10 protein-coding genes are annotated in these 15,373 nt (G+C 63.0%); all 10 read left to right on the top strand.

Going from position 1 to position 15,373, the window contains the following annotated elements; genetic code table 11:
* The first annotated feature begins 111 nt into the window (after positions 1 to 111).
* The 10 genes from boxC to ACZ5RT_RS06005 all read left to right on the top strand — a co-directional run bounded on the left by boxC (position 112) and on the right by ACZ5RT_RS06005 (position 15,333).
* Positions 112 to 1,770: a 2,3-epoxybenzoyl-CoA dihydrolase gene (gene boxC, locus ACZ5RT_RS05960; RefSeq protein ID WP_464453847.1), complete on the top strand. Its 1,659-nt coding sequence runs from the start codon at positions 112 to 114 to the stop codon at positions 1,768 to 1,770.
* Between the two features lie 89 nt (positions 1,771 to 1,859).
* Positions 1,860 to 3,287 carry a benzoyl-CoA 2,3-epoxidase subunit BoxB gene (gene boxB, locus ACZ5RT_RS05965; protein ID WP_464453848.1) on the top strand — a complete coding sequence of 476 codons (1,428 nt, stop codon included), beginning with the start codon at positions 1,860 to 1,862 and terminating at the stop codon, positions 3,285 to 3,287.
* A gap of 313 nt (positions 3,288 to 3,600) precedes the next feature.
* Complete coding sequence (boxA, locus tag ACZ5RT_RS05970; RefSeq protein WP_464453849.1) at positions 3,601 to 4,917, top strand: benzoyl-CoA 2,3-epoxidase subunit BoxA; 1,317 nt, start codon at positions 3,601 to 3,603, stop codon at positions 4,915 to 4,917.
* 6 nt (positions 4,918 to 4,923) lie between these two features.
* On the top strand, positions 4,924 to 6,642 hold the full coding sequence (locus ACZ5RT_RS05975) for an NADH-ubiquinone oxidoreductase-F iron-sulfur binding region domain-containing protein (RefSeq protein ID WP_464453850.1): 1,719 nt from the start codon (positions 4,924 to 4,926) through the stop codon (positions 6,640 to 6,642).
* A gap of 346 nt (positions 6,643 to 6,988) precedes the next feature.
* Positions 6,989 to 9,781, top strand: a complete 2,793-nt coding sequence (fdhF, locus tag ACZ5RT_RS05980; RefSeq protein WP_464453851.1) for a formate dehydrogenase subunit alpha — start codon at positions 6,989 to 6,991, stop codon at positions 9,779 to 9,781.
* A 92-nt stretch (positions 9,782 to 9,873) separates the two neighbouring features.
* Entirely contained in the window at positions 9,874 to 11,346 is a 1,473-nt protein-coding gene (locus ACZ5RT_RS05985; protein ID WP_464453852.1) for a sensor histidine kinase, read from the top strand.
* Positions 11,347 to 11,370: 24 nt separating this feature from the next.
* Positions 11,371 to 11,934: a DUF3305 domain-containing protein gene (locus ACZ5RT_RS05990; RefSeq protein WP_464453853.1), complete on the top strand. Its 564-nt coding sequence runs from the start codon at positions 11,371 to 11,373 to the stop codon at positions 11,932 to 11,934.
* Entirely contained in the window at positions 11,931 to 12,620 is a 690-nt protein-coding gene (locus ACZ5RT_RS05995) for a DUF3306 domain-containing protein (RefSeq protein ID WP_464453854.1), read from the top strand. Before ACZ5RT_RS05990 ends, ACZ5RT_RS05995 begins: the two co-directional genes overlap by 4 nt.
* Positions 12,580 to 14,697 (top strand): 4Fe-4S binding protein, encoded by a 2,118-nt coding sequence (locus ACZ5RT_RS06000; RefSeq protein ID WP_464454201.1) that lies wholly within the window; start codon positions 12,580 to 12,582, stop codon positions 14,695 to 14,697. Before ACZ5RT_RS05995 ends, ACZ5RT_RS06000 begins: the two co-directional genes overlap by 41 nt.
* Positions 14,698 to 14,706: 9 nt before the next feature.
* Positions 14,707 to 15,333 (top strand): TorD/DmsD family molecular chaperone, encoded by a 627-nt coding sequence (locus ACZ5RT_RS06005; RefSeq protein WP_464453855.1) that lies wholly within the window; start codon positions 14,707 to 14,709, stop codon positions 15,331 to 15,333.
* Positions 15,334 to 15,373: the final 40 nt, after the last annotated feature.

Below are 15,373 nucleotides of genomic sequence, written 5' to 3' on the forward strand. Positions count from 1 at the left end.
AATTAAAGTGCATGTTGCAGGTTGGGTGAGCATGCATTAAACTGCTATACAACATGCACTGAAATGCATTTTTTGACATCCATCAACCCTTCTACACCGACGGAGACAGCCATGAGCACTTCCCTTCAGGTCAATTACCAGACCAGCCCAGCCGAGTACAAGCACATCCAATTGGCCTTTGAGGGCGAGATCGCGACCTTGTCGATCAACATCAACGAAGACGCCGGCATCCGCCCTGGCTACAAACTCAAGCTCAACAGCTACGACCTGGGTGTGGACATCGAGCTGCACGACGCGCTGCAGCGCATCCGCTTTGAGCACCCTGAAGTGCGCACCGTGGTGGTGACCAGCTTGAAAGACCGCGTGTTCTGCTCTGGCGCCAACATCTTCATGTTGGGTGTCTCGACCCACGGCTGGAAAGTGAACTTCTGCAAGTTCACCAACGAAACCCGCAACGGCATCGAAGACTCCAGCAAGCACGACGGCCTGAAATTCGTTGCCGCCCTGAACGGCGCTTGCGCAGGTGGTGGCTACGAGCTGGCCCTGGCTTGCGACGACATCGTGCTGGTGGACGACCGCTCGTCTGCCGTGTCTTTGCCTGAAGTGCCCCTGCTGGGCGTGCTGCCCGGTACCGGCGGCCTGACCCGCGTGACCGACAAGCGCCATGTGCGCCACGACCTGGCCGACATCTTCTGCACCAGCGTCGAAGGTGTGCGCGGTCAAAAAGCCGTGGACTGGCGCTTGGTCGACGCGATCGCCAAGCCTGCCGCCTTCAAGGAGGTGGTCAAAGAGCGCGCCACCAAGCTGGCCGCTGGCAGCATCCGCCCCGTGGGCGCCAAAGGTGTGACCCTCACACCGATCAACCGCACCATTGCCGCTGACGCATTGACTTACACCAATGTCACAGTAGACATCGACCGCGCCAAGCGCATCGCCACCTTCACCGTCAAGGCGCCCGCCACGGCCCAGCCCACCGACATCGCCGGCATCGAAGCCGCAGGCGTGAACTGGTGGCCGCTGCAGATGGTGCGTGAACTCGACGACGCCATCCTGCACATGCGCACCAACGAACTCGACATTGGCACCTGGGTCATCAAGACTTCAGGCGACGCTGCCGCGGTGCTGGCCTCCGACGCCACCATGCTGGCGAACAAGGACCACTGGTTTGTGCGTGAAACCATCGGCCACCTGCGCCGCACCCTGGCCCGCATGGACGTGACCTCGCGCAGCCTGTTCGCCCTGATCGAAGAGGGGACATGTTTTGTCGGCACACTCGCCGAGCTGGCTTTCTGCGCCGACCGCGCCTACATGCTGGCGCTGCCGGACGATGCCGCCAAGGCCCCCAAGATCCAGCTGAACGAAATGAACTTCGGTTTCTTCCCCATGGTCAATGACCAGACCCGCCTGCAGCGCCGCTTCTACGAAGAAGCGCTCGCCATGGACGCCGCACGCGGCGCCATCGGCAAGGCCTTGGACGCCGACGCTGCACTGGCCTTGGGCTTGGTGACGGCTGCGCCTGACGACATCGACTGGGCCGACGAGATCCGTCTGGCCCTGGAAGAGCGTTCGTCCATGTCGCCTGACGCCCTGACCGGTCTGGAAGCCAACCTGCGTTTCGCTCAGCAAGAGAACATGCTGACCCGCATCTTCGGCCGCTTGACCGCCTGGCAGAACTGGATCTTCCAGCGCCCCAACGCCGTTGGCGAAAAAGGTGCCTTGAAGGTTTACGGCAAAGGCGAAAAAGTCAGCTTCGATCTGAACCGCGTTTGATGTTTTGACGTTGTGCAGCGTGGTTCCCGGTGGTCCGCGCTGCAACCGAAATTTGACCCCACCGTTGCTTTAATTTTCTGGAGACCCTCATGTCCGGTATCAACTACAGCGAAAAAATCCCCAACAACGTCAACCTGTCGGAAGACCGCACGTTGCAACGCGCGCTCGAGCACTGGCAGCCCAACTACCTGCAGTGGTGGAATGACATGGGTCCTGACGGCTCGCAAAACTTCGATGTCTATCTGCGTACCGCCGTGAGCGTCGATCCACAAGGCTGGGCCCAGTTTGGCCACGTCAAGATGCCCGACTACCGTTGGGGCATTTTCTTGAACCCCGGCGAGCAAGACCGCAAGATCCACTTCGGTGACCACATCGGCGAGAAAGCCTGGCAAGACGTGCCTGGCGAACACCGCGCCAACCTGCGCCGCATCATCGTGACACAAGGCGACACCGAGCCCGCATCGGTCGAGCAGCAGCGCCACCTGGGCCTGACCGCCCCCAGCCAGTACGACCTGCGCAACCTGTTCCAGGTGAACGTGGAAGAAGGCCGCCACCTGTGGGCCATGGTGTACCTGCTGCACAAGTACTTCGGCAAGGACGGCCGTGAAGAAGCCGAGGGCCTGCTCGAGCGCAACAGCGGCAACGCCGACAACCCCCGCATTCTGCAAGCCTTCAACGAGAAGACCCCTGACTGGTTGTCCTTCTTCATGTTCACCTACTTCACCGACCGTGACGGCAAGTTCCAGCTGTGCGCTTTGGCCGAGTCGGCTTTTGACCCATTGGCCCGCACCACCAAGTTCATGCTGACCGAAGAGGCACACCACATGTTCGTGGGCGAGTCCGGCGTGAGCCGCACCATCCAGCGTACCGTGGACGTGATGAACCAGCTGAAAACCGACGACGTGGGCAAGCTGCGCGCCGCCGGTGTGATCGACCTGCCGACCATCCAGCGTTACATCAACTTCCACTTCTCGGTGACCATCGACCTGTTCGGTGCCGACCAGTCGTCCAACGCCGCCACCTTCTACAGCTCGGGCCTGAAAGGCCGTTACGAAGAAGGCAAGCGGACCGATGACCACGTCTTGAAGGGCAACAGCTACAAGATCCTGTCGGTCGAAGACGGCAAGCTGGTCGAAAAAGAAGTGCCGATGCTCAACGCTTTGAACGAAGTGCTGCGCGACGACTACATCACCGATTCCAAAGGCGGTATCGACCGTTGGAACCGCGTGATCGAGAAGGCCGGCATCCCGTTCAAGCTGACCGCACCACACAAGGCTTTCCACCGCAACATCGGCTCTTTGTCGGGCGCCAAGATCAGTCCCGATGGCCGTGTGGTGTCTGAGGCCGAGTGGAACGCCAAAGTGGGCGAGTGGTTGCCAACCAACGAAGATCGCGCCTATGTAGCCAGCCTGATGGGCCGTGTCGTCGAGCCCGGCAAGTTCGCCAACTGGATCGCGCCACCCGTCATGGGCATCAACCGTCAGCCCGTGGACTTTGATTACGTCCGCTTCAACTGATGTTCTGATTTGACTGCTGCCCCTGTTTTGTTGCGGGGGCGGCAGTTGACAGAGGAAGGGGCGGGTTCCTCATACGGGGTACCGGAAAATCGTCTCCCACCCCTTCCTCTGTCAACTGTATGGTGTGCGCAAAGCACACCTGATGCCGTTAGACTGCCATGTCTGCAAAGGCGATGAGCGGCGGTATGGCTTGGGGCCGGGCACCGATTTTCCGGTACCCCGTATGAGGTGCCCGGCCCCAAGCCATAGCGTCGCGGACCCAGCAGACCCAAAACAAAAGCCAAAGACAAAGACACAACAAGAGAGCCAAGACATGAGCACAGAAGCGACCTTGATCAAACAACACCTGATCGACCCGGAAATCTGCATCCGCTGCAACACCTGCGAAGCGATCTGCCCGGTCGGCGCCATCACCCACGACTCGCTCAACTACGTGGTCAAGGCCGACATCTGCAACCTCTGCATGGACTGTATCTCGCCGTGCCCCACCGGCTCCATCGACAACTGGCGCATGATGCCCAAGGCCAAGGCCTACAGCATCGAAGAACAACTCAAGTGGGATGTGCTGCCTGCGGAGCTGAGCGCAGAAGAACTCGCTGCCGCTGGTGGCGGCGATGCGGGTGCTGCTCAGGAAGAAGCCCAAGCTGCTGTTCAAGCTGCAGCCTCTTCATCGGCATCGGCGGCCACAACCGCCGCAGCCTCGGGTTTCAACTCGGCTCAGTTCGGAGCGACCACCCCCCCCTGGTCGGCTGCCCACGCCTACACCAACCTCTATGGCCCCAAAGCGGCCGAGAAAACCATCACCGCCACCGTGACGGGCAACCTGCGTGTGACCGAGGTGGGCCAACAAGCAGGCCAACAAGACTACGACACCCACCACATCGTGCTCGACTTTGGCAGCATGCCTTTCCCGGTGCTCGAAGGCCAGTCGATCGGCATCATCCCGCCCGGTGTGGATGCCAAAGGCAAGCCGCACCATGCGCGCCAGTACTCGATCGCCAGCCCCCGCAACGGCGAGCGTCCGGGCCACAACAACCTGTCGCTGACCATCAAGCGTGTGCTCGAAGACCACGACGGCCAGCCGGTGCGCGGCGTCGGCTCCAACTACATGTGCGACTTGAAGGTCGGTGACAAGGTGCAGGTGATCGGGCCGTTTGGCGCGAGCTTCCTGATGCCCAACCACCCCAAGAGCAACATCGTCATGATCTGCACCGGCACGGGCTCGGCCCCCATGCGCGCCATGACCGAATGGCGTCGTCGCCTGCGCGCCAGCGGCAAGTTCGAGGGTGGCAAACTGATGCTGTTCTTTGGTGCCCGCACGCCTGCTGAGCTGCCGTACTTTGGTCCGCTGAACAACCTGCCCAAAGACTTCATCGACATCGAATTCGCCTTCTCGCGTGAAGTCGGCAAGCCCAAGCGCTATGTGCAGGACGCCATGCGCGAACGCGCGGCCGACCTCGCGGCCCAGCTCAAGGACCCGAACACCTGTTTCTATGTGTGTGGCTTGAAGAGCATGGAAGAGGGCGTGGTCATGGCCCTGCGCGACATCGCACAGAACGCCGGACTCGATTGGGATACCGTGGGCGCGGCGCTCAAGAAAGAAGGCCGTTTGCATCTCGAAACCTACTGATCCCGTATGGCGAACGCTACCCACATTGGCCTGGAACAGGTTCGCCAGCAACTGCGCCAACCGCGTTCGCAGCTCAAAGGCCGTCAGGCCAGCGATGAAGCGCGCGCCCAGGTGCGCGCCCTGATCGGCGCACCGCCCTCAGACGGTCACCGCCGGGATCTGTTGATCGAGCACCTGCATGTGCTCAACGACCATTTCCATGGTCTTTTCGAGCGCCACATCGTGGCGCTGGCGGCCGAGATGCGCTTGCCCGTGGTCGAGGTGTTCGAGGTGGCGTCGTTCTACCACCACTTCGAGATCCTGAGAGACGACGCCACCGCCCCGCGCATCACGGTGCGGGTGTGCGACAGCCTGAGCTGCAGCTTGGCCGGCAGCGACGGCTTGCTGCGCCAGTTGCAGCGCGAACTGCTGGATGTGAAAGTGGTCCCCGTGCCGTGCCTCGGCCGCTGCGAACAGGCCCCTGCCGCACAAGTGGGCCAGCAGGCCGTGGCGCAGGCCACGCTGCAGGCCGTGACCGAGCGGGTGGCGGCGCAGCAGACCGCACCGAACCCGCTGCCCGACGCCACGCGGCTGGCGGCTTACCGGCAGGCGGGCGGCTATCAGCTGGCGTTGCAGGTCGCGGCGGGCTTGAAAGACCACGAATCGGTCATCCAGTGTCTGGAGTCCTCGGGTTTGCGGGGTCTGGGCGGCGCGGGTTTTCCGGCCGGACGCAAATGGCGCATCGTGCGCAGCCAGCCCGGCCCGCGCCTGATGGCGGTGAACATCGACGAGGGCGAGCCCGGCACCTTCAAGGACCGCACCTGTCTGGAGGCCGATCCGCACCGATTTCTGGAAGGCGTGCTGATCGCGGCCAGCGTGGTCGGCTGCGAAGCGGTCTACATCTACCTGCGCGACGAATACCACGAGGCCCGTGTCCTGCTGACGGAAGAACTTGCGGCGCTGAAATTGAACCCGCCTTGCGCGTTGCCGCACATTGAGTTGCGCCGTGGCGCGGGCGCCTACATCTGCGGCGAAGAGTCGGCCATGATCGAGAGCATCGAAGGCAAACGCGGCGAGCCCCGCCTGCGCCCGCCCTACATCGCCGAGGTGGGCCTGTTTGGTCGCCCGACCCTGGAGCACAACTTTGAGACGCTGTTCTGGATTCGCGAGCTGATCGAACAAGGCGCGGACAGCTTTGCAGCGCATGGGCGTCATGGCCGCAAAGGCCTGAGGCGCTTCAGCGTGAGCGGGCGCGTGAAGCACCCGGGCGTCAAACTCGCGCCTGCGGGCATCACGCTGCGCGAACTGGTGGATGAATACTGCGGCGGCATGGCCGAGGGGCACACACTGTATGCCTATTTGCCCGGTGGTGCCAGCGGCGGCATCTTGCCCGCACGTCTGGCCGATGTGCCGCTCGACTTTGACACGCTGCAGCCGCACGGCTGCTTCATCGGCTCGGCCGCCGTGATGGTGCTCAGCCAACACGACAGCGCCCGCGAAGCGGCCCTGAACGTGATGCGCTTTTTTGCACACGAAAGCTGCGGCCAATGCACGCCTTGCCGTGTGGGCACCGACAAGGCCGCACAACTCATGGCCGCCCCCGTGTGGGATGCCGATACCCTGCAAGACCTGGCGCAGGTCATGGGCGACGCATCGATTTGTGGCCTGGGCCAGGCCGCACCCAACCCGATCCGGTGTGTGCTCGATTACTTTCCGCACGAAGTGGCTGTGGAGGTGAAAACATGAATGCGTGTGATTTGTCATCCTCGGGCTTGACCCGAGGATCCAGCGTTCTGAAGACATGGATGCCCGATCAAGTCGGGCATGACAGTTTCGCAGTGGTCGGGCGTGCCTATCTTTCTGTCATACCCGCGAAGGCGGGTATCCATGTCTCTGTCGTACCCGCGAAGGCGGATATCCATGTCTCTGTCATACCCGCGAAGGCGGATATCCATGTCTCTGTCATACCCGCGCACGCGGGTATCCATGCATGCAAACCATGGATGCCCGATCAAGTCGGGCATGACAGTGTTGAAGCGGTCGGGCATGACCGCTTTGAGGTTGTCGGGCATGACAGTCTTGGGGGCTGCGCATGAGCACCGTCCAATTCACCCTCAACGGCCAAAGCGTCGAGGCCCCCGCGGGCCAAAGCATTTTCAACATCGCCAAAGAACTGGGCATCGCCATCCCGCACCTGTGCCACAAGGAAGGCCTCGCGCCCGACGGCAATTGCCGCGCTTGCGTGGTCGAGGTGGCCGGTGAGCGCACGCTGGCCCCCAGTTGCTGCCGCAGCCCCACGCCCGGCATGCAGGTGCAGACGAACAGCGAACGCGCCGTCAAAAGCCAGAAGATGGTGCTGGAGATGCTGCTGGCCGACTTGCCCGAGCAGGGCCACAAGTGGCTCGATGACCGCGCAGAAGCCCCACACGGTGAGTTGAGCCAATGGGCCGAGCACCACGGCGTGCAGGTGCGCCCGGCCTTGGCCGCGCTCCAGCGCGAGGCGGTGCCCGCCGACCTCTCGCACCCGGCCATGGCCGTGAATCTGGATGCCTGCATCCAGTGCAACCGTTGCCAACGCGCTTGCCGCGACCTGCAGGTCAACGATGTGATCGGTCTGGCTTTTCGGGGCGCGCACACCCAGGTGGTGTTTGACCTGGCCGACCCGATGGGTGGCAGCAGCTGCGTGGGTTGTGGCGAATGTGTGCAGGCCTGCCCTACGGGGGCGCTCATGCCCAAGAGCCACATGGGGCCACAAAAAGTGGATCGCGAAGTCGACTCGGTGTGCCCGTTTTGCGGCGTGGGTTGCCTGGTCACCTACCAGGTGCGTGACGAAAAAATCATCAGCGTCAAAGGCCGCGAAGGCCCGGCCAACGAAGGGCGTTTGTGTGTCAAGGGCCGTTTTGGCATGGACTACATCCACAGCCCGGACCGCATCACGAAGCCGCTGATCCGCAAGCCTGGCGTGGCCAAAGACCTGAGCCTGATCGATGGCCACACCGACTGGCGCGAGGTCTTCCGCGAAGCCTCTTGGGAGGAAGCACTGGCACTGGCCACACAGCCGCTCAATGCGCTGCGCCAACAACACGGCCCCAAATCGCTTGCCGGCTTTGGCTCGGCCAAGGGCAGCAACGAAGAAGCCTACCTGTTCCAGAAGCTGGTGCGCACCGGCTTTGGCAGCAACAACGTGGACCACTGCACCCGCCTGTGCCATGCGTCCAGCGTCGCGGCTTTGCTCGAAGGTGTGGGCTCGGGCGCGGTGAGCAACCCGGTGCGCGATGTCGAGCATTCGGACCTGATCCTCGTCATCGGCTCCAACCCGACCGCCAACCACCCGGTGGCCGCCACCTGGATGAAGAACGCCGCCCAGCGCGGCACCCGCATCGTGCTGGCCGACCCGCGCATCACCGACATCGGGCGTCACGCCTGGCGCACCCTTCAGTTCAAGGCCGACACCGATGTGGCGCTGCTCAACGCGATGCTGCACGTCATCGTCCACGAAGGGCTGTGCAACGAAGCCTTTTTAAAAGAACGCGCCGACAACGTGGCCGAACTCAAGGCCCATGTGCAGGACTACACGCCCGAAGCCATGAGTGCGATCTGCGGCATCCCTGCCGAGACCATCCGTGAAGTGGCGCGGGCCTATGCCAGCGCCAAAGCCGCCATGATCTTGTGGGGCATGGGCGTGAGCCAGCACGTGCACGGCACCGACAACGTGCGCTGCCTGATCGCGCTGGCCAGCATCACCGGCCAGATCGGCCGCCCCGGCACGGGCTTGCACCCGCTGCGCGGCCAAAACAACGTGCAGGGTGCGAGCGACGCGGGCCTGATCCCGATGATGTACCCCAACTACCAGCGGGTCACCGACAAGTCCGCGCACGACTGGTTTGAGAAATTCTGGGGCACCCAACTGGACGACCAGCCCGGCTACACCGTGGTCGAGATCATGCACAAGGCGCTGGCCGATGACAGCGACCCACACAAGGTGCGCGGCATGTACATCATGGGCGAGAACCCGGCCATGAGCGACCCCGACCTGAACCACGCCCGCCACGCGCTGGCCAGCCTGCAGCACCTGGTGGTGCAAGACATCTTTTTGACGGAGACCGCCTGGCTGGCCGATGTGGTGCTGCCCGCCAGCGCCTGGCCCGAAAAAACCGGCACCGTCAGCAACACCGACCGCACGGTGCAAATGGGCCGCCAGGCGGTTCAGCCGCCGGGCGATGCCAAGCCTGACTTGTGGATCATCCAGCAGATCGCGCAGCGCCTGGGCCTGAACTGGGCCTACACAGGCGAACACGATGGCGTGGCCCAGGTCTATGAGGAAATGCGCCAGGCCATGGCCCCGGCCATTGGCGGCATCGACTGGGCGCGCCTGAACGCGGGCTCGGTCACTTATCCGTGCGTGAGCGCCGACGACCCGGGCCAGCCCATCGTCTTCCACGACCACTTCCCCACCAAGGACGGCCGCGTCTGGCTGGTGCCCGCCAGCCTGATCCCGGCCAATGAGCAACCCGATGCCGAGTACCCGCTGGTGCTCATCACCGGGCGGCAGTTGGAGCACTGGCACACCGGCAGCATGACGCGCCGCGCCACCGTGCTGGACGCCCTGGAGCCTGCAGCCACGGCGTCGATGTGCGGGGCCGATCTGCGGCGGCTGGGTTTGCAGGCCGGGCAGACGGTGCGGATCGCTTCGCGGCGGGGCGAGGTGCTGCTGCAGCTGCGCCAGGACGATGGCACGCCCGCAGGCTCGGTGTTCATCCCCTTTGCCTACCAGGAAGCGGCGGCCAACTTGCTGACCAATGCGGCGCTGGATCCGTTTGGCAAGATCCCGGAATTCAAATACTGCGCGGTGCGGATCGAAGCGGCAGCACGGGTCAACGCATAATCGGCGGCTGTCTTGAACCGGCGCGGTGGTGATTTGGCACTGCCCCCGGTTTGCCCTGCGACCAGGCCAAGGAGGCCGCTTTGAATGTGAATGTGCAAACCATCTTCTGGATGGATGCGTTTTTGTACCTGATGCTGCACGCCGCCATCTGGTATGGGCTGGCCCGTTTTCGCAGCCCGGTGGTGGTGTTGTGGAGTGCTTCGGGCATTTTCAGTGCGCTGGGTTTGTGTGTGCTGGGCAGCCGGGGGTGGCTCAGCACCGATGTCGTGGTGGTGGCCGGCCAATTCCTGATGGCTGCGGGCAATTGGGGCCGCCAGGTGGCTTTACGCTCACTCAATGGCCCGGCATCGCCCACGTGGCTGTGGGCATCGGGCGGGTCCAACATCGTCTTTTTGGCCCTCAGCTATGGTCTGCATTTTTCGGGCTCTCCCGAGCGCACCATCATGCTGGTGTTCTATGTGTTTTACACCTTCAACTGTCTCGAATACTTTTATGCAGGAAAACGCATTGCCCTGACGCACGACCCCAATGGCGCCAATTCGGTCAAGTGGGCGGGCATGATTTTGTCGGGCACGCTGGGCATCAAGGCGCTGGCCATGCTGGCAGGGGTGGGGGCCACCGATTTGTACGAAACCTCCTGGGACCAATTGCTGGTCTTTGCGGGCCAATTCATTGCGCTGGTCATGCTGTGCGTGGGCTTCATGCAGATCTTCATCGACCAGGACCACCGCAGCCGAATCGCGATGGAGCAGCAATTGGCCCGCGAGCAAGAGCGTGCGGCATTGGCCCTGCAGCACTCCGAGGACCTGGGTGTTTTGCTGATCGAGCGGCAGGAAATCATCCGACAGTTGACCCTGTCCAACAAGTCGGCGGGCATGGGGGCCTTGGTGGCCAGCATCGCCCATGAGTTGAACCAGCCGCTGACCACCATCGTGCTCAAGACCGAGCTGATCGAGTCGCACCTGCAGCGCAACCGGGACCCCCAAGCGGCCCTGGCCGAGGCCCACAAGCTGGCCGATCTGATCCGGGACGACACGCGCCACGCCGCGGCCATCATCCGCACTTTGCGCAGCATGTTTGCCACCGGCAAGGGCGAATACGCCCGCCTGGATCTGGCCCAACTGGTTCGGGATGTGCTCAACATCGTGGGCGCCCATGCCAAGCGCAGTGCCATTGAATTCGACGTGGACCTGAAAGTGCCTTTGATGTTGACGGGGGATCCCACCCAGTTGCAGCAGGTCGTGCTCAATTTGCTGAACAACGCGATCGATGCGCTGGTCGAAAAGTCAGGCCATGCCGCCCGCATTGCCATCTCCGGGCAAGTGCAATCCGACTGGGTTGAGCTGCGCATCGCCGACAACGGCTGCGGCATTGCCGAAGATGAAAAAGCCGATGTGTTTGCGCTTTTCAAAACCTCCAAATCCAAGGGCATGGGGGTGGGCTTGTGGCTCAGCCAGTCCATTGTGGCTTCGCACGGGGGGCGATTGAGCTTCGAGAGCGAGGCCGGCCAAGGTACGGTATTCTTGCTGGCTTTGCCCGCGCACGAGTACGTGCTGGGCAGCTGATGTTCCATCTCTCCAGGGGAAACTGTGTCCATGTCTTCACGTCCACAAATTGATGTGGCTGTTCTGATGCGCAAAGAGGCCGTGCAAGGGCCCATGGCGCGTTGGCAAGCTTGGCGCTGGGTGTTGGCCGATGTGGTGCCCAACGAAGCGGGTTTTGGCACAGCCCCCCGCAGCCTGCGCCAGAGCGAGACCGAGTCGCTCTGGCTTTACCCCGGCTGGCCCGTGGCACTGTTCACCGACGACGCGGAAGGCTACTGGCTCAATGCCACTTCGCCCACGCCTTGCTACTTTGTGATGTGGCGTTTGATCGATGCCGAAGACGGCAGCGAGCCGCTGGCCGTGCCGCAAGCCGTGAGCCTGAGTTACCACGATGCAGGCCGCTGGCTGGACGCACAGGAAACCGTGGAAACCGTGCCCGCGCCTGCCGACGTGGTGGCATGGATACAAGGGTTTGCCGAGCAGCATTACGTGCCCGAAGAGAAAAAGCGCCAACGCCCTCAGAGTTTTCAGCGCTTGACCGACCGTTTTGGTCAACCCGTTTCGGTCAGCACCGACAGCAAGCGCAAAGGCGCAAGGCCGGGGCCATGAGCGACAACTTTTTCAGCCGTTGGTCGCGCCGCAAGCAAGGCCTCGACCCGAGCGACGCGCCGAAGACCGCAACTGAGACCCCAAGCAGGGTGGCTTCGGCCGCCGTTTCGACGCCCAACTGGGCCGATGGCGAGTCGCAGCCCCATGCCGCAGGCCCTGTTACCCCGGGTGCCGCCACACCCCCAGGCGGTGAGCCAGAGCCCGCACTGCCGACCATGGCCGATGTGCAGGGCCTCACGCCGTCGTCTGATTTCCAGGCCTTCATGCGCCAAGGCGTGCCCGGCGAGGTGCGCAATGCCGCCATGAAGAAGCTCTTCACCGACCCGCACTTCAATGTGATGGACGGTTTGGACATTTACATCGGCGACTACAACACCCCCGACCCATTGCCTGCGGGTATGCTCGAAAAAATGGTCGGGGCCGAGTTGCTGAACCTGTTCCCTCAAAAAGATCCAGCCGACACACCGCAGACTGCGGAAAGCGAGGGGCAGGACAAGTTCGCGAAAAGTCCCGACGCGCCGCAAGGCTCGCCACTTGTGGCACAGTCGCCCTCCTCAACGACACCGACACTGCAGCCCACACCAGTGCTGCAGGCATCCGAACCGACTGAACATGACCACCCTGATTTGCAACTGCAACCAAACCATGCCCCTGCAAGCCCCAGCTCTGGGGCAAGCACTGGGTGAAGACCTGACGCTGCACACCACCTTGTGCCGGCGCGAGGCCGGGCATTTCCAGAAAGCCGTGAAAACCGGCGAGACGGTGGTGGTGGCCTGCACGCAAGAAAAACGCCTGTTCAGTGAACTGGCTGAGCAAACCGAAGGCGCGATTTCACCGATCCGTTTCGTCAACATCCGTGAAACCGGTGGCTGGGGCCAGGAAGCCGCGCACGCCACGCCCAAAATGGCCGCCTTGCTGGCGGCTGCTCGCCTGCCCGAGCCGGAGCCAGTGGCCACCGTCACTTACAAAAGCGAAGGCCGGCTGCTCATCATCGGGGCCATCGATGCCGCCGAACGCGCCGCCAGCTTCCTGGCCGACGCGATGCAGGTCACGATTTTTGCGCAAGGCCCCGGCAACGCCGGGGGCAGCCAGGAGCGCCGTTTCCCGGTGGTGGCCGGTCGCTTGCAAGGTCTCAAGGGCTGGTTGGGTGCGTTTGAGGTGTCGTGGGACGCCAGCAACCCGATTGATCTGGACCTGTGCACCCGCTGCAACGCCTGCGTGGCCGCTTGCCCCGAGCAGGCCATTGGCCTCGATTACCAGGTGGACCTGTCGCGCTGCACTTCGCACCGCGACTGCGTCAAGGTGTGCGAAGCCGCGGGCGCCATCGACTTTTCGCGTGATGCCCGCCCGCAAACCGAGCGCTTCGATGTGGTGCTGGACCTGCGCGGTGACAAGGCCTCGCCCACGTTCACCTCGCACGCCTTGCCGCAAGGCTATTTCCGATGGGACGGCCAAGACCTGCAAACCCTGCTCAAGGTGCGCGAGCTGGTGGGCGAGTTTGAAAAGCCACGCTTTTTTGCCTACAAGCAAAAGCTCTGCGCCCACAGCCGCAACGAGCAAGTCGGCTGCAGCGCCTGCATCGACATTTGCTCGGCCGAAGCCGTGCGCTCGGACAAAAGCCGTCAGCAAATCGTGGTCAATCCCAACCTGTGTGTGGGCTGCGGCGCGTGCACCACGGCTTGCCCCACGGGCGCGCTGACCTACGCCTACCCGCGCCCGGCAGAGCAGGGCGCCAAGATCCGCGCACTGCTGTCGGCCTACCAGGCCGCAGGCGGGCGTGATGCTGCGCTGCTGCTGCACAGCCAGGAAAAAGGCCAGGCTCTGATCGACGAGCTGGGCCGGGGTGCGCAGCTGGGCGTCATGCAAGGCGTGCCCGCCCGTGTGATGCCTGTGGCCTTGTGGCACACCGCCAGTGTCGGCATGGAGTTGTGGCTCTCGGCCGTGGCTTATGGTGCTCGCCAGGTCATGGTGCTGCTCACCCACGAAGAAGCGCCGCAATACCGCACCGCGCTCATGGAACAAATGGCCGTGGCCCAAAGCCTGCTCAATGGCCTGGGTTACACCGGCGTGCATTTCCAGCTCATCGAAGCCAAGACCGCGACCTCGCTGGACGCCGATTTGCAGCGCCTGTGTGCCCGCAGCCTCAAGGCCAGCAGCTTGCCCACCGGCCCCGCCACCGCTGCCCGCCACGCGGTGCAGGCCGAAAAGCGCAGCAATCTGGAGCTGGTCATCGACCACCTCATGGCCCAGTCCCCCGTCATGGCCATGGATGAAGCCACTCGCCCCAAGGCGCTCGATTTGCCCACTGCCGGTTCGCCTTTGGGCAGTATCGTGGTCGATGGCAACAAATGCACCTTGTGCATGAGCTGCGTGGGCGCTTGCCCCTCGTCGGCCCTGCAGGACAACCCGCTGCAGCCCGAAATCCGTTTCATCGAGAAAAACTGCGTGCAATGCGGCCTGTGTGCCAAGACCTGCCCGGAGAACGCGATCACCTTGCAGTCACGCCTGTCGCTGGTGTCCGAGCGCACGCAGCCCCGGGTGCTGCACGGCAGCCCGCCTTATGCCTGCATCCGCTGCAGCAAGCCTTTTGGCACGCTCAAAGGCATTGAAGCCATGCTGGGCCGTCTGGCCGGGCACAGCATGTTCCAGGGTGCGGCCCTGGAGCGGCTCAAAATGTGCGGCGACTGCCGCGTGGTGGACATGTTCACCGACGAGAACCAGGTGCGCGTTCCGGGTGCCGGCACGCCTTCCAAACCCCAATAATCTGTTGCCATGAGCCAAGAACTGAACCTGTCCGCCAGCAGCCACGCGCTGGACGAAGAAACCGCCCGTGCCGAAGTCTATGGCCTGCTGTCTCAGCTTTACTACCAGGCCCCGGGCGATGAACTGCTCGGCCAGTTGCAGGTCGCGGTGACCGAAGCCCCCGATGCCGGTGGCTTTCTGGAAGAGCCTTGGCGAGAGCTGGTGGCCTGCGCCCGCAGCTTGAGCCAGGCGCAAATCGCCGCCGAATACACCGCCCTCTTTGGCGGTGTGGGCAAACCCGAGGTGTATGTGTTTGGCTCGCATTACCTCAGCGGTTTCCTGAACGAAAAGCCCTTGGTGCGCCTGCGCGACGATTTGGCCGAGCTGGGCCTGGCCCGCAGCGAGGCCATGCCGGAAACCGAAGACCATGTGGCCTATGTGTTGGAGGTCATGCGCTTCCTGATCGCGGGCGACGATGTGGCGGTGTCCAACCTGACCCGCCAACAAGCCTTTTTCACGCAGCATGTACAACCCTGGCTGCCCGCTTTGTGCCAGACCTTGCAGGCCCATCCCCGCGCGGTGTTCTATGCTCGGCTGGCGGCTTTCACCGAAGCCTTCATCAGCGTGGAGTCGCAGGGTTTTGATCTGGTGGCGTGATTGAAAATTTTTGTGTTCTGAATTGAAAACATTGACGGCA

This window comes from Limnohabitans sp. TEGF003, assembly GCF_055395455.1.